The organism is Blautia sp. HA9023 (assembly GCF_056504095.1).
The window spans coordinates 995,001-1,017,048 of sequence record NZ_JBWLUR010000006.1 but is presented as its reverse complement, the minus strand read 5'-3'; the positions used below and the strand labels follow the sequence as shown (position 1 = coordinate 1,017,048).

General features: G+C 44.4%; 18 protein-coding genes, 7 tRNA genes, 1 rRNA gene and 1 pseudogene. 1 reads left to right on the top strand and 26 read right to left on the bottom strand.

Annotated elements, in window-relative coordinates; translation table 11 throughout:
* Positions 1-8: 8 nt before the first annotated feature.
* The 13 genes and pseudogenes from AC04Q6_RS08750 to AC04Q6_RS08690 all read right to left on the bottom strand — a co-directional run.
* Positions 9-98, bottom strand: a pseudogene (locus tag AC04Q6_RS08750) (IS200/IS605 family transposase); the annotation flags it as partial.
* A gap of 249 nt (positions 99-347) precedes the next feature.
* On the bottom strand, positions 348-1,235 hold the full coding sequence (locus AC04Q6_RS08745) for an RpnC/YadD family protein (RefSeq protein WP_119248209.1): 888 nt from the start codon (positions 1,233-1,235) through the stop codon (positions 348-350).
* Positions 1,236-1,496: 261 nt separating this feature from the next.
* Entirely contained in the window at positions 1,497-1,739 is a 243-nt protein-coding gene (locus tag AC04Q6_RS08740) for a GIY-YIG nuclease family protein (RefSeq protein ID WP_118071745.1), read from the bottom strand.
* A gap of 204 nt (positions 1,740-1,943) precedes the next feature.
* Complete coding sequence (locus AC04Q6_RS08735; RefSeq protein ID WP_178087524.1) at positions 1,944-2,084, bottom strand: hypothetical protein; 141 nt, start codon at positions 2,082-2,084, stop codon at positions 1,944-1,946.
* A gap of 173 nt (positions 2,085-2,257) precedes the next feature.
* Positions 2,258-2,470, bottom strand: coding sequence for a hypothetical protein (locus AC04Q6_RS08730; RefSeq protein ID WP_118071744.1), 213 nt, complete (start codon positions 2,468-2,470; stop codon positions 2,258-2,260).
* A 147-nt stretch (positions 2,471-2,617) separates the two neighbouring features.
* Entirely contained in the window at positions 2,618-2,905 is a 288-nt protein-coding gene (locus AC04Q6_RS08725) for a hypothetical protein (RefSeq protein WP_119248210.1), read from the bottom strand.
* A gap of 19 nt (positions 2,906-2,924) precedes the next feature.
* Positions 2,925-3,365, bottom strand: a complete 441-nt coding sequence (locus tag AC04Q6_RS08720; RefSeq protein ID WP_118071742.1) for a hypothetical protein — start codon at positions 3,363-3,365, stop codon at positions 2,925-2,927.
* A 266-nt stretch (positions 3,366-3,631) separates the two neighbouring features.
* Positions 3,632-4,237: a recombinase family protein gene (locus AC04Q6_RS08715; RefSeq protein WP_476389641.1), complete on the bottom strand. Its 606-nt coding sequence runs from the start codon at positions 4,235-4,237 to the stop codon at positions 3,632-3,634.
* Positions 4,238-4,453: 216 nt separating this feature from the next.
* On the bottom strand, positions 4,454-5,881 hold the full coding sequence (locus tag AC04Q6_RS08710) for a glycoside hydrolase family 32 protein (protein WP_119248334.1): 1,428 nt from the start codon (positions 5,879-5,881) through the stop codon (positions 4,454-4,456).
* On the bottom strand, positions 5,882-7,816 hold the full coding sequence (locus AC04Q6_RS08705) for a PTS sucrose transporter subunit IIABC (protein ID WP_119248335.1): 1,935 nt from the start codon (positions 7,814-7,816) through the stop codon (positions 5,882-5,884).
* A gap of 559 nt (positions 7,817-8,375) precedes the next feature.
* Positions 8,376-9,356, bottom strand: coding sequence for a LacI family DNA-binding transcriptional regulator (locus AC04Q6_RS08700; protein WP_118071738.1), 981 nt, complete (start codon positions 9,354-9,356; stop codon positions 8,376-8,378).
* Positions 9,357-9,691: 335 nt separating this feature from the next.
* Positions 9,692-10,678, bottom strand: a complete 987-nt coding sequence (locus tag AC04Q6_RS08695) for a M23 family metallopeptidase (protein ID WP_021978138.1) — start codon at positions 10,676-10,678, stop codon at positions 9,692-9,694.
* Between the two features lie 217 nt (positions 10,679-10,895).
* Positions 10,896-11,726 (bottom strand): SpoIID/LytB domain-containing protein, encoded by an 831-nt coding sequence (locus AC04Q6_RS08690; RefSeq protein WP_119248337.1) that lies wholly within the window; start codon positions 11,724-11,726, stop codon positions 10,896-10,898.
* A gap of 340 nt (positions 11,727-12,066) precedes the next feature.
* Here AC04Q6_RS08690 and AC04Q6_RS08685 point away from each other — a divergent pair, with 340 nt between their 5' ends.
* The gene (locus AC04Q6_RS08685; RefSeq protein ID WP_119248338.1) at positions 12,067-13,254 is read left to right on the top strand and encodes a metallophosphoesterase; all 1,188 of its coding nucleotides are present in this window, start codon (positions 12,067-12,069) and stop codon (positions 13,252-13,254) included.
* Between the two features lie 16 nt (positions 13,255-13,270).
* On the opposite strand, the gene AC04Q6_RS08680 is transcribed toward AC04Q6_RS08685, so the two are convergent.
* The 13 genes from AC04Q6_RS08680 to AC04Q6_RS08620 all read right to left on the bottom strand — a co-directional run bounded on the left by AC04Q6_RS08680 (position 13,271) and on the right by AC04Q6_RS08620 (position 21,979).
* Complete coding sequence (locus tag AC04Q6_RS08680; protein WP_148707925.1) at positions 13,271-13,777, bottom strand: hypothetical protein; 507 nt, start codon at positions 13,775-13,777, stop codon at positions 13,271-13,273.
* Positions 13,778-14,001: 224 nt separating this feature from the next.
* A complete protein-coding gene (locus AC04Q6_RS08675; RefSeq protein WP_119248340.1) occupies positions 14,002-14,538 on the bottom strand; it encodes a DUF2284 domain-containing protein in 537 nt (178 codons plus the stop codon).
* A gap of 49 nt (positions 14,539-14,587) precedes the next feature.
* A complete protein-coding gene (locus tag AC04Q6_RS08670) occupies positions 14,588-16,339 on the bottom strand; it encodes an ASKHA domain-containing protein (RefSeq protein ID WP_242997126.1) in 1,752 nt (583 codons plus the stop codon).
* Positions 16,340-16,513: 174 nt separating this feature from the next.
* Positions 16,514-17,146: a corrinoid protein gene (locus AC04Q6_RS08665; protein WP_021976028.1), complete on the bottom strand. Its 633-nt coding sequence runs from the start codon at positions 17,144-17,146 to the stop codon at positions 16,514-16,516.
* A gap of 147 nt (positions 17,147-17,293) precedes the next feature.
* On the bottom strand, positions 17,294-18,109 hold the full coding sequence (locus tag AC04Q6_RS08660; RefSeq protein ID WP_118063306.1) for a methyltetrahydrofolate cobalamin methyltransferase: 816 nt from the start codon (positions 18,107-18,109) through the stop codon (positions 17,294-17,296).
* A 228-nt stretch (positions 18,110-18,337) separates the two neighbouring features.
* Positions 18,338-18,410, bottom strand: a tRNA-Lys gene (locus tag AC04Q6_RS08655).
* A gap of 84 nt (positions 18,411-18,494) precedes the next feature.
* Positions 18,495-18,567 (bottom strand) — tRNA-Phe (locus AC04Q6_RS08650).
* Positions 18,568-18,572: 5 nt separating this feature from the next.
* A tRNA-Met gene (locus tag AC04Q6_RS08645) sits at positions 18,573-18,646 on the bottom strand.
* 15 nt (positions 18,647-18,661) lie between these two features.
* A tRNA-Thr gene (locus AC04Q6_RS08640) sits at positions 18,662-18,734 on the bottom strand.
* A 7-nt stretch (positions 18,735-18,741) separates the two neighbouring features.
* Positions 18,742-18,823 (bottom strand) — tRNA-Tyr (locus AC04Q6_RS08635).
* Between the two features lie 8 nt (positions 18,824-18,831).
* Positions 18,832-18,904, bottom strand: a tRNA-Val gene (locus tag AC04Q6_RS08630).
* Between the two features lie 29 nt (positions 18,905-18,933).
* Positions 18,934-19,007 (bottom strand) — tRNA-Asp (locus AC04Q6_RS08625).
* Between the two features lie 84 nt (positions 19,008-19,091).
* Positions 19,092-21,979, bottom strand: a 23S ribosomal RNA gene (locus AC04Q6_RS08620).
* Between the last annotated feature and the right edge of the window lie 69 nt (positions 21,980-22,048).

The window sequence follows — 22,048 nt, the reverse complement described above, 5'->3', positions numbered from 1 at the left end:
ACTTCCTTTTCCTCGAAACCCCCTCTGCGATACTTGACCACAATCACAAGATGATAGTATAGTAAGAACACTAAATGTGCGTTATTATCTAAATTTATTGTATTTTAATTTTTATTATTCGACTAAAGATATTATACTATGATTAAGGTACTCTATCAAGCTGGTAACGGACGCAATTCATCTCCCACCTTAGAGGTCGGAGTCTTCTTGCTGTAAGAGGATAAATAACTTCTGTGTACACTGCTTTTTGAAACAAAAAAGCACATACTTCTTCACAAAATAAATTGTAAAATAAGCATGTGCTTCTTTCACCATTATTAACTGATGAATTTTACAACATTTTTATTTCATTTTTTCTTCAGTTCATCCAACTGCTTCTGATCAAGTCCTGTTATCTCCCTGATCTGAATGTCTGTTAAAAGCCCCGACTTCAGTAAATTAATTACCGTCTGCGTAATTCCCTGTTCAATTCCCTGACTAAACCCATTGGCATATCCTTCTTCCATACCTTCCTCACGGGTCTGTCTCATATGCCGTTCTTCATCATACTCATATATGCTCACTTTCTTCGCCTCCGCTCGGTTTTTTCTCAAAAAATCTGCCAGGATTCCCTCGCTGATACATTCTGTGATCGCCTGCTCTACTGCAAGATCCAGTGGCATTTCCGCTGCGTATTCTCTTACACGGAAGGTATATTCCGCATAGTCCTGGAGGGTCCGGCAGGTTTCCATCAGTTTCCGGTTATGACCTTTATTGATATTTAACATGACTGCCTTCAGTTCCAGAGACGGGTCTGCATCCGGAATTGAAAAGAGCTCCGACAATTTCAATTCTTTCCGGTCCGGCTGTTCTGCCTGGCCGTTGTAGAAGATCACAAACCTCGGTGTCGGCAGTTTCACAGCTTTCGTTCCATAAAGATTCATATCTTTCGTATAATCCGAATACACATCCGCCACATACAGCAGATACCGGACTGGCAGATTCGGACTGTAAGTTGACTGATGTTCATACAGGTTCAGCCGCATATCAATGATAAATGAAACGTCATTCTGCATGGACATGTACACAGCGTTCTCCAGCGTATTCACCTGGAGAAGATCCGGGTCATCATAACTGGTTCCGTTAATTGCGTTATAAAGTTTCAGCAATTCATTCCTGTCGCTGAACAACATTGCAAAGATCCGGGATTTATACATCCGGTTTGCATTTAATACATCGATGTTACTTTCTTCCATGTAGTATCCTCCTTCTTGGGCAGTCGGGAGAATCCTACAGTAAAAACAGCTTCCGGAAATCTCCCTGCGTGATCATGTAATTTAAGCATTGAGATTTCTTTGTAAAAGCCGAATGGCCGGTGAATTACAGATACGGAAGTGTTCCGCACAGATCAATAGAAATGAAATGCTTTTTCTTTACATTAGCACAATATGGGCGAAAACGCAATTAAAACATTTCGACAAAATCCGCAATTAAAACAGCAAAATATTTAGTGCCATTCAAAACTTCATCAACTCCAGTTTCTTCTCCTTGGTCAGCTGCTTGATCCGGTATTCCCGGCTCATTGCCTCTTCTTTTGTGGCAAACCCTTCGTAATACACCAGCTTCACCGGTCTCTTGGCCCTGGTGTATTTAGCGCCTGCCTTGCCCTCATTATGAGCTTTCATCCGCCTGGCAAGGCAGTTTGTCCACCCAGTGTAAAGCGTGCCGTCTGCACACTGAACGATATATGTATAATTCATTCTGGTCTCCTCTTTTGTGAAATATTCTATGTAAAGACAGCCACCAACATTTCTTCAGCAGCCGTCCTTCTATACTCAAGCAGCCGGCACAGTTCATGTATTTCACTTACATCAAAAAATAAAGCAGGCTGGGATTCCGGCTGCGGATTTTCCCACCTGCTTTATTATACGTTTATTTCTTATTTCTGTGAATATGGAATTCGCTTAATCAGCTACGGTTCCAGTTCCATGACAATAATAACAGGTTTCTCCTGAAAGAAACGTACCCGTTCCCTGACATCTTGGACAAATTCTAAATCTAATTTTTCCTCCGTATACAATTCTTTTGAATGTTCTTTTTTTCATAGTTTTATATCCTCCTTATTGTTTTTTATTTACTTTTTACCCCATCGTTGTCCACAATGAGGACATTCATACTGCTTTTTCTCGTAAATGATAACAATTTCTTTGCCACAATTTGGGCATTTTACAGTTTCCATTTTGTTTTCCTCCATTTTAATTTCATGAATATAAAATTACTAATGTTTTTTCCAGTCTGTTAACTCCCCTGATTCATTAAAATACAAATCATAGCTAACATGTCCTTTAGCATTGTCCGTTTCAATATTAATCTCTATATATGAACCGTGATCTTTTGTCACATAATTATCTCCTATGTAAACACCATCATATCTTGCCACTTCTCTCAATGCATTTTCTATCGTATACTGTGAAGGTCTAAAATATCCCATGATTATTCTCCCCTTTCATTTATTTCTGTTAGACAAATAAATCTCTCAACAAAAAACTTTTTCTATAATATATTGCATCATTATAATTTTCTAATGCTTGTTTTATGTCTATTTTTTCGGAACCAGGAACGTTATCATCGAGCATTTCTATCTCATGCGATGCCCAATCATAAACTTCTTCCCAATTTTTTTTATAAAATCAACTGATTCCTCAGATCCAGCTACCACCTGCAAATCTGAATACGCAAGAATTTTTTTCGATAATACTGTTATATGGATTGCATAAATTACATTCTTTCTAGCAGCTAATTCATACCATTTAGAAGCTTCTCTTATACCTTCTCCCGTATTTTGCTTAATATAAAAATCCCCTAAGCTACACATTGCTCTTATGTCGCCTTGAGTTGTCATTTGTTTTGCTTCTTCTATTGTCATTTTCTATCTCTCCTAAATATTACTGTATAAGAGACTCAAAAATCTCATAAATTTGTCTGTGCCAGAACATCTCCTGCTGATATGCCATCTCATTTGACCCTGCAATAGAATTCATAATCATACCGGTTAATGTATTTTTTCTTGCATTTGCTTTATTTGTTGCTGTATTAGCTTTTGATTCACCAAAAAAATAAAAATTTACTGTATTTCCATTAATAATATACACATCTGTAAAATATTGCTGCGGAGGGTTGGGATGATTAATAACAACACAAGGGTATGTACTTCCAAACAATCCACCCTCTTTAACTGTACTTGTTGTGATTCTTGCAGGAACTCCCAGTTCTTCTGCCTTTTGTGACATTAAAGAAACAATATTTTCTACATTTAATCCATTAGTATCTCTAAATGAAATTGGATTTTCGATCATTCCTGTGTTATATTTCAAATTATAAGCCATTCCATATTCCTCTCTTTCTTATCCTCCCTTTTAATCAATAAGTCAGACGAATATTGGCAATCCTCTTTGCTATTGGTTAAAAAGTGTACTTTTTTAAATCAATGATTTTGTAAAAAGCGTGTGGAATTTTGTCAGATTTTTATTCTTTTTTATTTTTATATATTGAATTCTTTGATGTTATGCTATATAATATTTGTAATATGATATTATAAAAAAAAGAGAAGAAATTACAAAAAAGTACACCTTTTTGTAATTTCTCCTCTTTTTTATTTTTCAACCTTTTCATATGCCCTTGCCTTATACAGAAATGTGGAAACTGGCATACCACAAGCATCCGCAGCTACTATACCGGTTATTTTTCCCTCTTTCCATTTCTGATATATCTTATAAAAATTAGAAGGTAACGGTTTCGGTGGACGTCCAAAGCGTACTCCCCTAGCTTTCGCAATCGCAATTCCTTCTGCCTGACGTTGTTTAATATTACTTCTTTCATTCTCAGCTACAAAAGACAATACCTGCAAAACAATATCACTCAAAAAAGTTCCTATGAGATCTTTCCCTCTTCTTGTATCCAATAATGGCATATCTAGAACAACAATATCTACTTTCTTTTCTTTTGTAAGAATGCGCCATTGCTCTAAAATTTCCTCATAGTTTCGTCCCAATCTATCAATGCTTTTTATATAAAGCAAATCATCTGGTCTTAATTTTTTCACAAGTTTCTGATATATTGGTCGATCAAAATCTTTCCCCGATATTTTTTCTACATAAATATTTTTTTTTAATATTTCTAATTGTTTCATTGCTTCCAATTGCCTATTTTCATTTTGATCCTTTGTACTTACTCGAACATATCCATATTTGACTATCATTTTGTATCTCTCCTTTTTGATTTACTCAACAATCTATCTTATTTATAACATCTCTTCCACTCCACTTATATATATTCTGTAACATAAATAAAAACCTTACTGACATTCAGCTCTCTACTTCTGAAAATCAGTAAGGTTTCTGTACCTAGTTTATAAATTTTTTTATCTTAGAATAGCCACAAAATGTTACCACTTACCAACAGACAAAAAACTCCTCTACTCCATCACATAATTCTTCAGTCCATAAATCTTTCCATCAACATCCGCTGCTTCCACTTTCACAGCCTGCGCCTGCGTTTCCGGATAATATCTGGTGGAAAAAACCACTTCTCCGCCATTTACATAGATCTCCACAGCTGTAGTATCCGCAAGGATCCTGAGACTTTCGACTTTACCGGATGGAACATGTGCTTTACGTACTTTACGTCCGGCACCGGCTGTTTCGGAGAGAGTTAAGATCACATCTCCGCCCTGATACTCCAGGAAAAGATTTTCCCCAAGACTTACCTTGCCCTGGTCACCTTTTACCTGAATATCCAGATCAAATGGTCCGTTCACCGGAAGCTCCACGCTGGAACCGCTGATGGAAGTCCCATTCTCTCTCAGCCCGTTCAGTTCTTTCACCGGATACTGATAAAGCATTCCGTTCTTATACGTAACTTCCCTTGGAACCGTCAGACAATGCTGCCAGCCTTCGCTCTCTGCAGTAGGATTCACATACTCTTCATCTGCATCCGGCATTCCCATCCAGCCGATGATGATCCGTCTGTCTTTTCCATCCTGGAATGTCTGGGGTGCATAGAAATCAAAACCGTGATCCCATTCCCGGAAATCTTTTTCCTCCGGCTTTCCGTCCTTCAGGATAAAGTATCCGGACTGATAGATGTTCTGGAAACGGAACTCTTCCCTTGTCAGTCCCTGTGGAGATACAGAAAGTACTTCCTGTCCCTCAAGGGTAAAATAATCCGGGCATTCCCACATGTATCCGAAAGCATTCTCTGTGGTCAGCTCATGGTCGAATTTCCAGTTTTTCAGGTCTTCGGATTTATAAAAAAGTACGGCACCCTGGTCGCTTTTCTGACGGCCGCCAAGGATCATGCGATACTCCTCTCCATCTTTCCAGACCTTCGGGTCACGGATGTGGCATGTGTAATTCTTCGGATAATCCTCCCAGGAAACGGCTACTTCTTTTGTTCCAAAATGAACGCCGTCCTCACTCTCCACATGGAGAGTGCTGGACTGCCTTCCGTTATTGATATAATCATAATCTCCATCCATCTTGATGTTTCCTGTGTAGAAAAGATGGAGCTTGTCTTTTTCCGCAATGGCGGAGCCTGAGTAAACACCATGACAGTCATAAATGCTGTCCGGCAGAAGCGGAACACCTTCATATCTCCAGCTGATCATATCTTCGCTGGAATAATGTCCCCAGAATTTCAGTCCACCGTTGGACTCAAATGGAGAATACTGGAAAAACACGTGATATCTTCCTTTATACCAGCATAATCCGTTTGGATCGTTGAGCCATCCGGTGGGCGGCATCAGGTGATGGGTCAGACGGTTTGTCTGCATTGCCCTTCCCACTGCTGCCGTTTCCTCGATTTTTCGAACTTCCTCCGCAAGCACCTTTGTCAGAGAACTCATTTATTTTACCTCCAGTACTTCAGAACTGTTATTTACGGTTCCTTCTGCAAGCATTTTTACTTCTTCATAATCATCAGTATTGGTTACGATCAGCGGTGTGGTCACATCGTAACCTGCTGCCTTGATGGCATCCATATCAAATGTGATCAGCGTCTGGCCTTTTTTCACTTCGTCGCCGTCTTTTACATGTGCGGTGTAGAATTTTCCGCCAAGCTCAACGGTGTCAACGCCGATGTGGATCAGCAGTTCCAGGCCGCTTTCTGTTGCAAGACCGATTGCGTGTTTTGTGTCAAAAATTGTAGAAACGGTAGCGTCGCAAGGTGCTTTTACCTCACCTTTGGACGGAATCACTGCCATGCCTTTTCCAAGGACTTCTGATGCAAAAGTCGCATCTTTTACTTCTGAAAGCGGGATCGCGGTTCCCTCAAGCGGGCTGTAGAGGGTCTGTGCGCCGGTCTCAGATGTTTTCTCCTCTGCTGGCTTCTCCTGGGCAATTTCTGCCGGAGCATCTGCTTTTTTCTCTGTTTCGATATTTTTTTCAGCTGTTTCCTGTACCTCGTCCTTATATCCGATCATCCAGGTGAGCACAAAAGCCACACCGAACGCGATGGCAAACATTATGATATAAGCAACCGGGTTATTCAGGCACAGCAGGATTCCGAAGATACCGGTAACACCTGTTCCTGTAGCACCAAGATTTGTAATGGAGGCAAAAAGCGCTCCGCATGCACCGCCGAGGCAGCCCATGATAAACGGCTTTCCGAAACGGAGGTTTACGCCGAAGATCGCCGGCTCTGTGATTCCCATGCATGCACTTAAAGCAGACGGAACAGCCATGGATTTGATCTTCTGGTTCTTTGATTTCAGGCCTACAGCAAGAGCTGCACCACCCTGTGCAACGTTGGCTGCGGATGCAAGTGGCAGCCAGTAGGTAACGCCGAATTTGGCGATCTGTCCAAGGTCAATGATGGTGTACATGTGATGAACACCTGCAACAACTGTCGGCGCATAAAAAGCACCCATGATAAAGCTTCCGATTCCAAACGGCAGGGCAATCAGCCACTGGATTCCATCCAGAAGTCCGTTCTCAACGGCAACAAAGATCGGTCCGATAATGGAAAGAGTAAGATAACCAGTTACAAAAACACTGACAAGTGGTGTTACAAAAAGGTCGAACATTGCTGGTACAACTTTATGAAGTCTCTTCTCGATCTGTGCCAGTACCCATACTGCAATGATAACCGGGATTACATGTCCCTGATATCCAACCATGTCAATCGAATAAAGTCCGAACCATACTTTCTGTGTTGCCTGCACACCTTCTGTAGCCACAGTCCAGGCATTCTGCAGATTGGGATGGATCATGATCATACCGATGACCGCTCCCAGATAAGGATTGGCTCCGAATACCTTCGCGCCGCTGTAAGCGATCAGGATCGGCAGAAATGTATACGCCGTATTACTGAAAAGCTGGGCAAACACATAAATAGAACCACTGGTATTGATATTCAGGAAGCCATTGTTTACCATGAAGTTCAGAGCTTCCATGATTCCCATCAGGAATCCGCTGGCTACGATAGCTGGGATGATCGGGACAAAAATATCTCCCAGTGTCTTGATCAGTCTCTGTATCGGATTAGCCTTGGATGCTGCCACCTTCTTAAGCTCATCCTTACTACTCTCTGATATTCCGGCGATCTGGATAAATTCATCGTAAACCTTGTTTACAACTCCTGTTCCCAGGATGATCTGCATCTGTCCCTGTGCGAAGAATACACCCTTCACACCGTCGATGTTCTCTACATATTCCTTGTCTGCCTTGTCATTATCCGCAATGACCAGACGAAGTCTTGTTGCACAGTGTGCTGCGGAAATGATATTTTCTTTCTTTCCTACATGATCATAGATTTCCTGTGCGGTCTTTCTGTAATCCATGTCCGTCCTCCTTTTCTTTTACTGTCCTTCCTGCGGGCAGTAGACTCTTTTTGCTTTCCCTTTTTTTGCAAAACTGATTTCTTCGGATCAGCAGTGTCTGTTCTTTCTGTTTTTCCGGAAGTTAATGATTTCTGATCCTTTTATTTCTTTTATGAGATTGATTCCATATTTATTTCTATCTTTAAAATGTCTGTTTTTCCTAATGCCTTGGTATTTATAAGTTTTTCAGTCATTTCTTTGCTTGTTTTTCATGTTTTTTATGTGTTCTAATATGGAATCGTTCTCACATCTTGATTGTATTATAACCACTGCCTTCTCATTTGTAAATCCGCAACATCTCACAAATTTCTCCGGTCAAAATTGTACATATTCCATAAGAACATACGCAAGACAAACAAGCCGGTCAGGACATCTCAAAAAAATCTGGTCTTTTTCTGTGCTTGCCCAGCCATAACACATAAACCCGCCAAAAAAGAGCAGGTCTTTTTCTCCCAAAAGATCTGCCCCTGTTCCGCAATAACTTATAATTTTTATCCTCTGTCTGCGGGAATATTCTCTGCTACCTGTGAGATTCCCGTTCCACAAGTTCACATCCCATTTTGATTTCCTTGCTGATTCCGGTATCGTTCTCAATAAGATCCGCCAGCATGGCTGCCGCCTCCATTCCACTGGTCTTATAATAAAAATGTACCGTGGTAAGCTTCGGTTCCACGATCTTACCCGGAACACCGTCACCGATCCCTGCGATCTGCACATCATCGGGAATTCGAAGTCCGATCTCCTTCAGATAAGTCATGGCACCAACTGCCATGGTATCTGTGGCACATACCAGAGAATCAATGGATGGATCCTCCTCAAAAAGTTCCTTCGCCATCTCATAGCCGGAATCCATGGTGAAGCTTCCTGTTTTCATCTTCTCCGGAAGGATCTCAAGCTTTCCCTTATGAAGCGCATCCATAAAACCTTTTTTACGGCGTGCACCAACTGCCTCGTCTTTATCTGTGACACCAATGTAAGCGAACTTTTTTCCTTTCTTTGCAAGCTTCTCTGTCACCATAAAAGCTGCCTTATAATCATCCTGATAAATGCAGGGATATCCATCCAGATGCTGTCCCAGAAGCACGATCGGCACCTTATAATCCTTCAGCATCTGTTTATGCTTTCTGGTAAACATGGTGGCAATAAAAACCACTCCGTCCACCTGGCGTTCTTTAAACAGAGAAAGATATTTCAGCTCTTCTTCCACATCGTTGTTGGTATTGGCGAGGATCAGCTGGTAACCTCTCCGTGTGAGAATGTCACTGATCCCCGCCACCTCACGGCTTATGGTATCGGAATTGATCTTTGGAAGAATAACACCGATGAGACTCGTTTTTTTTGTCCGCAATGTCTGTGCCTGGGAGGATGGCTGATATCCGGTCTCCTGGATCACCTTGCGGATGACTTCTTTTTTTTCACTGCTTACATATCCGTTGTTCAGATATCTGGATACCGTAGCTCTGGAAACTCCGGCAAGTCTGGCTATTTCATTAATATTCATGACCTATGTACCTCTTCTTCTGTCCTGTTAAGTCTGTCATTTTCCGTCGTTTTACAGATATTTATAGATAGATTATACACGTTTTCTTTCCGGTAAAAAAGATGCTTTTCTATTGTTTCGCAGTTATTCTGTTGTATACGGGATGCCAGTGACTCGCATCCCGCATGTTTTACTTTCATCTGCAACGTTTTCCGCTATAACCAATTTCTCTAAAAAGGATATTCTACTGTATCCGTTTCAGCGATCATTCCCGATCGATCATATCTGCTGTTTCAGTTTTTCTGCCGTCTCAGCTTCCTGCCGTTTCAGTTTACCTGTTGCTCAGGCGTGCCACATCACTCCAGATACTCAAACGGATCCACCGGCGTGCCGTCTTTTCTCATTGCGAAATAAAGGTTCGGGCCTTCCACAGAATAATATTTGGTCGGTGCACTGATATTTCCGATCACTTCGCCTTCTTTTACCGTGTCACCTTCTGCCACTGTAAGATCCTTCAGCTGTCCGTACACCGCCTGATAGCCATTTCCAAGCTCCATGGTCACAGTCGTTCCTGTGCAGGCATCCTGTGTAATGGAAAGCACCTGACCATCTGCCGCCGCATACACTGGTGCATCTTCCACTGCCTGCAGAGAAATAGCCGGGCTGACCCGATACTGATCCAACGTCGGATAATATACGGTTTCATTCATGTTGTAATCCACAAGAACCGTTCCTCTCACCGGCCACTCCATAATGGAATCCTCTGTAAAATTCAAGGTCTGCGCCGCAATTCCGGCCGCGGAAGTTTCGGCTGTATCTGCGGAGGAAGTCTCTGCTCCGTTATTTGCTGCATTTCCGGCGTTGGCGTTATCTGCTGCATTTCCGATTCCAGCAGTACTATTGCCAGCACTTTCTGCCCCTGCTGCCGCAGATACACTCTTATTCTCTGCACCACTCCCATTATTTACATCTGCCATTGTATTACCGTCTGTTCCTGCTGTTCCCTCATTTTCAGCTGCACCGCTTCCTGCAGTCTCACGGATACTTCCGGTTACACCGTCTGCATCTGCCCCATTTTCCGAAGCACCTGACAGACCTGTTTCATCTCCGGCTGCTCCATCGGTCATCTCATCCTGCGCCACATCTTCCCAGCCATTTCCGGTAACTGCCGCGTCCTCTGCGTTTTCCCCATCCGAAAGTTCTTCTTCCATCTGTACAGAATTTTCCTCCTGGGAATTTTCTACAATAGGTTTTGTCCCCAGCTGATAAACGGTAATTCCAAGTGCAGCCACTGCTGCCAAAACTCCGCCGTTGATAATGCCTCTCACGATTTTACTTTTCATATTCTTTCCACCTCTGTCTGATATGTTCATTTTCAGCAACGGAAAAAGCAGTAAAGCGGATATCTTCATTTCACTCTGCTACCGTTTCCAGTCACTATTTCTGTATCTATAGAGTGTCCAGAATATGGCTGTCTATTCACTTTCTGAATATTTTTCTTTCATAATAATACATTTCTTTTGCTGCTTAATCGAATCAGGAATATCCTCTCGACTTCCTTTAATTCTCCGGATTCTCAACTCTTAATTCCATATCCGGAAAATATTTTTTCAGGATCTCCTCCGCATTGCTTCCGTTTTTCGCCATCTCATTTCCGCCGAACTGAGAAAAACCAACACCGTGGCCGATGCCACGCACCCGCAGATAATAAGTATCGTTCTTTTTCTGCAAGCTGAAATTCGCCGATTCCAGCCCCATTCCCGCCGCAAAACTTTCTCCTTCCACCAGAGTTTTCCCAACCATAAGCTCCGTCACATAACCGGCACTATCCCGCTTTTTGATCTTCAGCTCTCCGGAAAACTGACCCGCCGGAATTTCCACAACTTTCATATAATCCGGAGATTTTTTATCCCCGCTGCTATCTGCTGATTTCAGATATGTATACGCCTCATCATGAAAAGCCTCCGCTCCGCTGCGTGTTTTCCCCCCGCTGATCTTATGCCAGGGTGTCAGCTTTACTTTTCCCTCATATGTCAGTACCTGCCCTCCCGTCTCTCTCGCTGACTGCTGATAGATTTGATTTTTTTCTGTAAAAAAATATCTCCAGACTTCTCCAGTATTTCTGTTTTCCCAGAGGATCTCCGCAAGATTTTTTCCCTCCCCGATCCGCCTCTGAATATTCGACCGTGCGATCACAGTCTGCGCTTTTATGGTTTCTTTTTTCATATCCGGGGAAATCTGTGAAAAAACAAGGATGGGAAGATATTCTTCCATATCAGGCTTCCTCTCTGCCAGGACCATCTCCGTCCCGTGAAAAGCCGCTGCCGTAAAATAAGGAAGAACAATTGCCAGAAACACCAGACAATATCGAAGAAGCGCATATTTTTTCATAAAAACACCATAAGCGTTCTTTTTCCTAATATATGTTCTTTTGCAAAAAATTATTATTTGCTGTATACTATATCAATTCGAAGGGGATCTGCAGTGATCAGACCTTACTCACCATCCATTCAAGCGAATATTCGCAATCCGCTTCGCTACGTAGCTCTACACCAAATAACTGCTCCGCAGTTTATCAGGAGGAGCTTACGCTCTTCCTGATACAAGCAAGTCCCCACCCACTGCTTATTGCTTTTCGCAACCCCGCAGGGGACTTACTTGATTTGGTTAAATTCTCTGATCAGGCGGATAAAATATTTAACTGAAATTTTTTATGGAGGTATCTCATATCATGCTTGTCATCTTTCTCGCACCACTATATATCCTCATCAATATTTATATCGTCCGCTGGATGATCCTGTGGATGGGTGCATGCACTCATTTTTTCCAGACCTTTGCGTTCCGGGTATGTTTTGTGGGTGTTTATATTTTTCTGTCCACTTCTCTTCTGACCTGTTTTCTTATCCGGAAGCCGCCTGAAATCCATCGTTTCCTGAAAAATACAGCCAATTATTTTCAGGGAACGTTTCTTTACATCCTGATCGTGATCGTAACTACTGATCTCTGCAGACTGATCCTGAAGCACACGCTTCACCCGGCCTGGCTGTACTCCCGGAAAGCCTTCGTGATCACGGGCGTAGTCTGTACACTTCTGATCATTGGTATCAGTCTCTATGGAATTTTAAACCAGTGGAATATTAAGACAAAAACTTATGATGTGAAAGTAGACAAGCAGGTGAAGGGAATGGATTCTCTGAAAATCGTCCTGCTTGCAGATATTCATTTCGGATACAGCATCGGGGAAAAACATGCCGAACTTCTTGTAAAAAAGATCAACGCCGAAGATCCGGATCTGATCTGCATTGCCGGTGATATTTTTGACAACGAATATGAGGGGATCAAAGATCCCCAAAAAACGGCGGCCATTCTTCGTTCGCTGAAATCCAGATACGGAGTTTATGCCTGCTGGGGCAACCATGATCTCAGCGAACCGATTCTGGCCGGTTTTACTTTCCGTAATGCGAAAGAAGATTATGACGATCCCAGAATGTGGGATTTTCTGAAATCCGCCAATATCCGGCTACTCAATGATGAAACGCTTCTCATTGATGACCGGTTCTATCTGACAGGCCGCAAAGATCCGTCCCGCTGCCGCAAAATGTCCGACACACGGAAGGAACCTGACCAGCTTACAGCCTCCCTTGACAAAACACTCCCCATTATTTTTATAGATCATCAGCCTGGTCAGTTGAATGAAGTGGCAGCCGCAGGCGCAGACCTTGATCTCTGTGGTCATACTCATGACGGCCAGCTGTTCCCTCTGAACATCATCACCGGCCTGGTCTGGGAAAATTCCTGCGGTTACCTGAAAAAAGGAACCATGCACAACATTGTTACCTCCGGCGCAGGCATATGGGGCCCGAATATGCGTACTGCCACAAATAGCGAGATCTGCTCGATCACGGTGCATTTTTTATAAAATCTCCATCTACTGTTTATTGCTTTTCGCAACCCCGATACGCATAACAGCCATTTCTTTTTTGAACCTCCGGGACTGTTGATATTTCCGGGAAGTCTATAAGCAGCCGCCTGTCCCGGTATTTATTTCCTGCAGTTCGTTTTCCGGGAGATCTAGCCTGTCTGGGGTAAAATCCTGATTCTCCGGCCCTTCTTCCCATCCCATTATTTCCGCCTGCAACTGCCGCCACTGCATGTCCGCTTCCGTTCTTATTCACGATATAACGCACTTTGTTTCTGCATATCCAGCTTCCTTTGCCAGCTGCTGCATACGCTGCAAAGATCCCTGCCCGTTTTCCTCCCATAGCCTGTACACGGGAGATTTTTTCCATAAAGATTCCCAGGATCATTACCGTCATATGAAAAATCTGCAATATTTCCGTATATCTGCCTGATTTTCCTTCTTTTTTCTCCGGATTTTTCTCAGAACAGTATTCTTTCTTTCCATCCCATACTTTTTTAATTCCCAGCCTTTCATATACCATAAAATCCCGCCTTTCCAAAAAAGACTTTGTTCTCAGGTTTCTGATCACTGATTTCATTCCATCCACCGCAGATTCCTGCAATGTACAGAACCGGGAATGCGCGTTTCCCACAGCTATACAGCTACCAAAAGCCTATGTAAGCCTTTCGCAGAAATAGAACCGGAAATTTTTTCTGCATATGACAGAACTGCTGACCGGTTGGGACTTTCTCCTCATAAAGATTTTTATTCCAGGAAAAAACAGCTGGTATAAGTGATCGTTCCAGGTCCGTAATAATATTCGATCCCGCTGTCCTGACAGACCTGTGTTACCAGCATTCCATATGCTTCCATCGACGAAAAACGTTTCTCCGGAAATCGGCAGGGTGCATCCGGGTAGCTGCATTTCGCACATCTGGTACAGCATCCGGCCCCAAGGGAAAGAAGTTTTGGAAATTCTTTTTTCAGACGGTCATGCATCTTTATAAAGTGTTCTTTATGAAGCGCTTCCGTCTCCATCATTCCTTCTCCGTCAAATTCATCTTCCAGTTTCCCTTTTGTCTGCACAATGATTCCTTTTTTATAACCGGAAATATCTGCCGCACATTCTTCCAGTGTTCCACAGGCAGGCGGGCAACTCCAGTTGCGTCCGTACATATGGCATTTATCCGTGCTGCACATCTGGCGCACCTCCGGAAGAAGTTTAATCTTATCTATATTCAGTTCTTCTACTTTAAAAAATCCTATGCTGTTTCCGATTTTTTTTAATTCTTCCAGCTCCATAATGTTTTCCTCCCCATGCTTTTCGATTCCGTTTCAGTTCTGGTGGATTTTATATCTCAGGAAATTCCAGCTCATCTACAAACTGATCCTGAAATTCAGGTAATGCCGCAAGCTCCAGAAATTCCGTATGACGTGCAAGTCGCTCTGCCCGTTTCAGTTCTTCTTTATTCAAAAGTGCAAGCTTCGCACCTTCACCGGCTGCATTTCCAACCGGAATGATCCGATCCTTAAGAATACCAGGAAGCATTCCGATCCTGCATGCTCCCGCCGGGTCCATATAATTTCCAAAAGCTCCTGCTATATAAACCTGCTCCACCTGTTCCAGAGTAATCCCCATCTGTTCTGCCAGAAGAGCAATTCCTGCAGCAATGGCCCCTTTCGCCAGCTGTACTTCCCGAATATCTTTCTGGCTTAAATATACCGGTTTTCCATCCCCGGATTCCAACGGATCAGCCAGAAGATATGCTTTCTTTGTATTTTCATCGATCTGAACCACCCGCGGATTTTCCAGCAGCTTTCCGCTTTCATCGATCACCCCCGCATCCAGAAGACATGCTATGATATCGATCAGACCGGAACCGCAGATTCCCGTTGGTCTGCCTCCGCCGATTACCTTACATTCCAGTTTTCCATCCACCAGATGTGCATGTTCGATCGCTCCATCTGCGCCCCGCATTCCACAGGCAATCTTAGCTCCCTCAAAAGCCGGCCCTGCCGCAGTAGAACATGCAATACGGCGTTTCTCATTTCCAAGAACAATTTCTCCGTTTGTTCCAATGTCGATCATCAGCGTCATCTTTTTCTCTTCTTCAAGATTCACAGCCAGAAGACATGCTACAGTATCTGCCCCCACAAAACCTGCAATAACAGGTAAAGCTACCAACTGTCCTCCCGGGTGAATACCAAGATGGAATTTTTCTGCCGGAAACATCAGCCCCTGACTGATGGCCGGATTATACGGTGCATGAACCAGAGAATCCGGTACAATTCCCAGGAAAAGATGATGCATGCAGGTATTTCCCACAACACTGACCTGATAAATATCCTCCGGAGATTTTTTCGCCGCTTCACAAAGTGTACCGATCAATTTTCTTAAAAGCTCCCGGATACATGTGGAAAGTTCTTCTGTACCGTGCTCCAGCGAATAATTTGCTCTCATGATCACATCTGCGCCATATTCTGTCTGTGTATTTAATGCACTTGCTGTTGCCAGCTGCTCTCCTGTTTTTCCATCCAGAAGATATCCTGCCACCGTTGTTGTCCCAATATCAAAAGCTGCCATCAGTACCGGTCTGCCGTCCTGTTCTTTCAGATCCAGGATCTGGTTCCCGCTGACAATCGCTCTTGCTTTTCCATTTTTTTCTTTTATCAGTCGGCTGATTGCAGGCAGTATTTCCAGTTTTGGCTGAAAAATGATGTCTTTCTTCCGGCGGCTGTTTATCGCCTCGCAAAGCCTTGTCCAGTCTGAACTGTTTTCCCCCACTGTACATGGCGGGATTTCAATATCCAGAATTTCCAGTTCCGGAGAAAACGTCACGGCTCTCTCTGTTCCTTTTACAAGGATTCTGTGTTCAGACTCTTTTTCAAGGGTTTCTACTTCAGTATCTGCAGTTATCTTTGTCTGACAGGCTTTTTCCACAGCTCCGTTTATTTTTACCATGCATTTTCCACATTTTCCGGCTCCTCCGCATGGTGCATCCGGGGATAAGCCTGCGATCCGTTCTGCCTCCAGTACTGTAGTTCCTTCCTTTACCGTAACTTCTGTTTTTTCTTTTGTAAAAAGCACCCTGTATGTATTCAAATCTGCCACCCCCTGTCATCTTACAAATACAGTCTTAGAAAAAAATCCGCAGAAACTATCGTATCTTTCTAGTTTCTGCGGATCTTAATCTGCTATTATACCGGAGATTCCTGCCCAAACAAGTTTCTCCTTAAGCAAGCGGATTGCAAATACCCGCTTTTTTGCCTGTTTACTTTATGCAGCAAGTGATTTTGCAACCTGCGCTGCGGAAGCTGCATCTGCTGTATAAGCATCTGCACCGATCTCTTCTGCGAATTCCGGAGTGATCGGAGCTCCACCGACCATGATCTTGATGTCTTTACGGAAATCTTCTTTATTAAGTGCTTCAACGGTTTCTTTCATAGCCGGCATGGTTGTTGTCAGAAGTGCGGAAACACCTACTACTTTAACATCCGGATTCTCACGAACTGCTTCAATAAATTTCTCTACCGGAACATCAACACCAAGATCAATTACCTCAAAGCCGGCACTTTCAATCATCATTGCAACCAGGTTTTTGCCAATATCATGAAGATCTCCTGCTACAGTTCCAATGATCATCTTTCCTGCTACACCAGCGCTTCCACCTGCAAGATGTGGTTTCAGAACATCTACACCTTTTTTCATAGCTCTCGCTGCTACCAGCATCTCCGGAACAAAGATCTCATTATTTTTGAATTTCTCACCAACAACGCCCATTGCCTTGATCATATTATCAAGAACATCTGGTGCTGCATTTCCCTCATCCAGGGCTTCCTGTACTGCTGCTGCGATCAGTTTGGATTTTCCTCTCACTACCAGATCAAAAACTTCATCCATTTTACTCATAAGATTTTACCTCCTGAAATTAATTTGCACTCATTTATCTTTTTTCCAAATACAGTCTGTTTTCGTACCTGACTGTATTTTTTGTATGTTCCTTAAGTCTTCTCTGACAGACTCCGCAATCGGCCAGACTTGCCTTAAGCCCATTTTTTATTTTTTTACAGGTCCGATCAGTCCTTCTCTGTATGCCCCGATATATTCCATACAGTAGTCATCTTCTCCAAGAAGAGCTTCTGTCGCATAAATCAGTCCAAGCATATCTCTGTTTGTAGGATCAAGGATTCCACTGTCCAGTCCGGCGTTCATAGCCAGTACCACAAATCCAAGATTGATCAGCTTACGAACCGGAAGGTTAAATGAAATATTGCTGATCGCTGCTGTAATATGAATAGAAGGATATTTTTCACGAACAGTAGAAATAACTTCAATATTTGTCTCAATTCCATTCTCAGATGTACAAAGCATCTCTACCAGCGGATCAATGTGGATCCTGGATGGAGAAATTCCGTACTCTTTGGCTTTTGCCATGATCTTATCGAATACACGAAGTCTGTCCGCTGCGTTCTTCGGAATTCCACTGTCATCACTTAACAGTGCAATAACCTGCCAGTCCTTATTTTCCTCCTGCGCCATAATTGGAAAGATCTTATCAATCTTATCTCCCTCACCAGATACAGAATTAAAAAGTCCCGGTCTTTTACAGAATTTATACGCCTGCGCCAGAACATCTGCACTGGGGCTGTCTACAGAAATCGGAAGATCTGTTACTTCCTGGATACAGTCGATCATCCATTTCAGAGTTTCAACTTCCTGTTCTTCCGGAACAGATGCACAACAGTCAATAAACGTTGCATTCGCTTCTGCCTGTTTTCTTGCACGATCCTTGATAAATTCAGCGTCTCTGTTGGCGATTGCTTCTGCCACGGAAGGAATCGAACCATTGATCTTTTCGCCAATAATAATCATTTGCTACACCTCCTGAAGTTTTCTTTCCGACAAAACGTACAGTCCATGAATCCCCCGAAACATGCTGTAGTTTTCTAACTGTCTTTATTGTAGCAGATACTTTTTACAATCTACATACTCTATAGCGTGGAGTTTTCACGCTTCTTTTCATACAATGTGTAGGATAGCCGTGATGTATTTTTGATACGAAAAAAGCACTGTCATTTTGACAGTGCTCTTAAAAAGTAGTGAGGCATCGGGGATTCGAACCCCGGACAACTTGATTAAAAGTCAAGTGCTCTACCGACTGAGCTAATACCCCATATTAAATTATATGCTTGGTTTAGCATTAAAACATGCCCAGGCTTTTTCGAACCAACCGTTCGAAGAACCTAGCATTAAAACATGCCCAGAGCCGGAATCGAACCAGCGACACGAGGATTTTCAGTCCTCTGCTCTACCAACTGAGCTATCTGGGCATAAGTAGCGGGGACAGGATTTGAACCTATGACCTTCGGGTTATGAGCCCGACGAGCTTCCAGACTGCTCCACCCCGCGTTATTAAATGTTAAAAGCCGATGATCGGACTCGAACCGATAACCTGCTGATTACAAATCAGCTGCTCTGCCAATTGAGCCACATCGGCATTTAAGTGGATGGAGAAGGATTCGAACCTTCGAAGGCGGTGCCAACAGATTTACAGTCTGCCCCCTTTGGCCACTCGGGAATCCATCCATAATCTATGGGACCTATAGGGCTCGAACCTATGACCCTCTGCTTGTAAGGCAGATGCTCTCCCAGCTGAGCTAAGATCCCATATTTAATTCATTACAGCTAAGCTGTAACGACCCAGAAGAGACTCGAACTCTCGACCTCCGCCGTGACAGGGCGGCGCTCTAACCAACTGAGCCACTGGGCCATTTAAGGTTTGTACCTTAAAAACTACATACATGCTTGTTGATGGTTAATCAAACTTCTTGAATCAATTCTTAACCTGCGTTTCTTGGTCAAGCCCTCACCCGATTAGTAACAGTCAGCTCCATGTGTTACCACACTTCCACCTCTGCCCTATCTACCTCGTCGTCTTCAAGGGGGTTTACTTCTTAAAGAATGGGATATCTCATCTTGAGGGGGGCTTCACGCTTAGATGCCTTCAGCGTTTATCCCTTCCGGACTTGGCTACCCGGCCATGGCTTTGGCAAGCCAACCGGTCCACCAGCGGTCCGTCCATCCCGGTCCTCTCGTACTAAGGACAGCTCCTCTCAGATATCCTACGCCCACGCCGGATAGGGACCGAACTGTCTCACGACGTTCTGAACCCAGCTCGCGTACCGCTTTAATGGGCGAACAGCCCAACCCTTGGGACCTACTACAGCCCCAGGATGCGATGAGCCGACATCGAGGTGCCAAACCACTCCGTCGATGTGAACTCTTGGGAGTGATAAGCCTGTTATCCCCAGGGTAGCTTTTATCCGTTGAGCGATGGCATTCCCACTTAATACCACCGGATCACTAAGCCCTACTTTCGTACCTGCTCCACCCGTCGGTGTCGCAGTCAAGCTCCCTTCTGCCTTTGCACTCTTCGAATGGTTTCCGTCCATTCTGAGGGAACCTTTGGGCGCCTCCGATACCCTTTCGGAGGCGACCGCCCCAGTCAAACTCCCCGCCTGGCATTGTCCCACCGCCGGATTACGGCGGCTGGTTAGAAGCCCAATATCACAAGGGTGGTATCCCAACAGCGGCTCCATAGCAACTGACGTCACTATCTCTCAGCCTCCCACCTATCCTGTACATGCAACACCGGACCCCAGTGCCAAACTGGAGTAAAGCTCCATGGGGTCTTTCCGTCCTGGCGCGGGTAGCCAGCATCTTCACTGGCACTTCAATTTCACCGGATGTATTGCCGAGACAGCGCTCAAATCATTACGCCTTTCGTGCGGGTCGGAACTTACCCGACAAGGAATTTCGCTACCTTAGGACCGTTATAGTTACGGCCGCCGTTTACTGGGGCTTAAATTCAAAGCTTCGACGTATGTCTAACCTCTCCTCTTAACCTTCCAGCACCGGGCAGGCGTCAGCCCATATACCTCACCTTTCGGTTTCGCATAGACCTGTGTTTTTGCTAAACAGTTGCTTGAGCCTATTCTCTGCGGCCTGCTCTCGCAGGCACCCCTTCTCCCTAAGTTACGGGGCCATTTTGCCGAGTTCCTTGGCAATACTTCTTCCGCCGGCCTTAGGATTCTCTCCTCATCCACCTGTGTCGGTTTACGGTACGGGTACAATATAAACAATAGCGGCTTTTCTTGACGCATGGCTCACGGGCTTCGTTACTATATTTCACTCCACATCACGTCTTCCCATTGCATGGCGGTTTTTCCTACCATACTGGTACCTCGCTTGTACCGGGCTTTCCATTCCCGGCTCCCGCTCTCCTTACGTGTCCCCACAGTTCTGTTATACTGCAGTACAGGAATATCAACCTGTTGTCCATCGGCTACGGCTCTCGCCCTCACCTTAGGTCCCGACTCACCCAGGGCAGATCAGCTTTACCCTGGAAACCTTGGATATTCGGCCTAGAGGATTCCCACCTCTATCTCGCTACTCATTCCGGCATTCTCTCTTCCATATAGTCCACAGCTCCTTACGGTACTGCTTCTTCCCATATGCAATGCTCCTCTACCAATCCTTACGGATTCCTTAGTTTCGGTGGCGCGTTTCAGCCCCGGACATTTTCGGCGCAGGACCTCTCGACCAGTGAGCTATTACGCACTCTTTGAATGTATGGCTGCTTCTGAGCCAACATCCTGGTTGTCTTCGAAATCCCACATCCTTTTCCACTTAACGCGCACTTTGGGACCTTAACTGTAGGTCTGGGCTCTTTCCCTTTTGACCGCCCAACTTATCTCGTGCAGTCTGACTCCCGGTGATATCTACACGGCATTCGGAGTTTGATATTCTTCGGTAGGCTTTGACGCCCCCTAGGAAATTCAGTGCTCTACCTCCGCAAGACTCACACCGAGGCTAGCCCTAAAGCTATTTCGAGGAGAACCAGCTATCTCCGGGTTCGATTGGAATTTCTCCCCTATCCACACCTCATCCCCACCCTTTTCAACGGATGTGGGTTCGGTCCTCCACTACCTCTTACGGCAGCTTCAACCTGGACATGGATAGATCACCCGGTTTCGGGTCTACTCCTACTGACTCTGGCCCTGTTAAGACTTGGTTTCCCTTCGGCTCCATCCCTTGAGGACTTAACCTTGCCAGTAAGCGTAACTCGCCGGACCGTTCTACAAAAAGTACGCGGTTGTGCTCATATGGCACTTCCACAGCTTGTAGACACAGGGTTTCAGGTTCTCTTTCACTCCCCTCCCGGGGTCCTTTTCACCTTTCCTTCACAGTACTATGCGCTATCGGTCACTAAGTAGTATTTAGCCTTAGGGGGTGGTCCCCCTTACTTCCCACAAGGTTCCTCGTGTCTCGTGGTACTCCGGATCCTGCTCAGTCAGCTTGGTTTTCACGTACGGGGCTTTCACCCTCTCTGGCCGGCTTTCCCAAAACCGTTCTGTTAACCTTACTGAATCTTAAATGCAGTCCATGACCCCGGCATGCACGCACACCGGTTTAGGCTCCTCCGCGTTCGCTCGCCGCTACTTACGGAATCGATGTTTCTTTCTTTTCCTCCGGGTACTTAGATGTTTCAGTTCCCCGGGTTCCCTTCCATACGTTATGGATTGGCGTATGGATGCATGAGGTCTTCTCATGCGGGTTTCCCCATTCAGACATCTCCGGATCACGGGATATTTGCTCCTCCCCGAAGCTTTTCGCAGCTTATCACGTCTTTCATCGGCTCTTAGTGCCAAGGCATCCGCCCTGTGCCCTTATTGCTTGACCTTTCGCTTCATCACCCTAGCGTAGGTGATGCGGTCTCTTGATTCTCTGTCTTTAGATACTCACGTATCT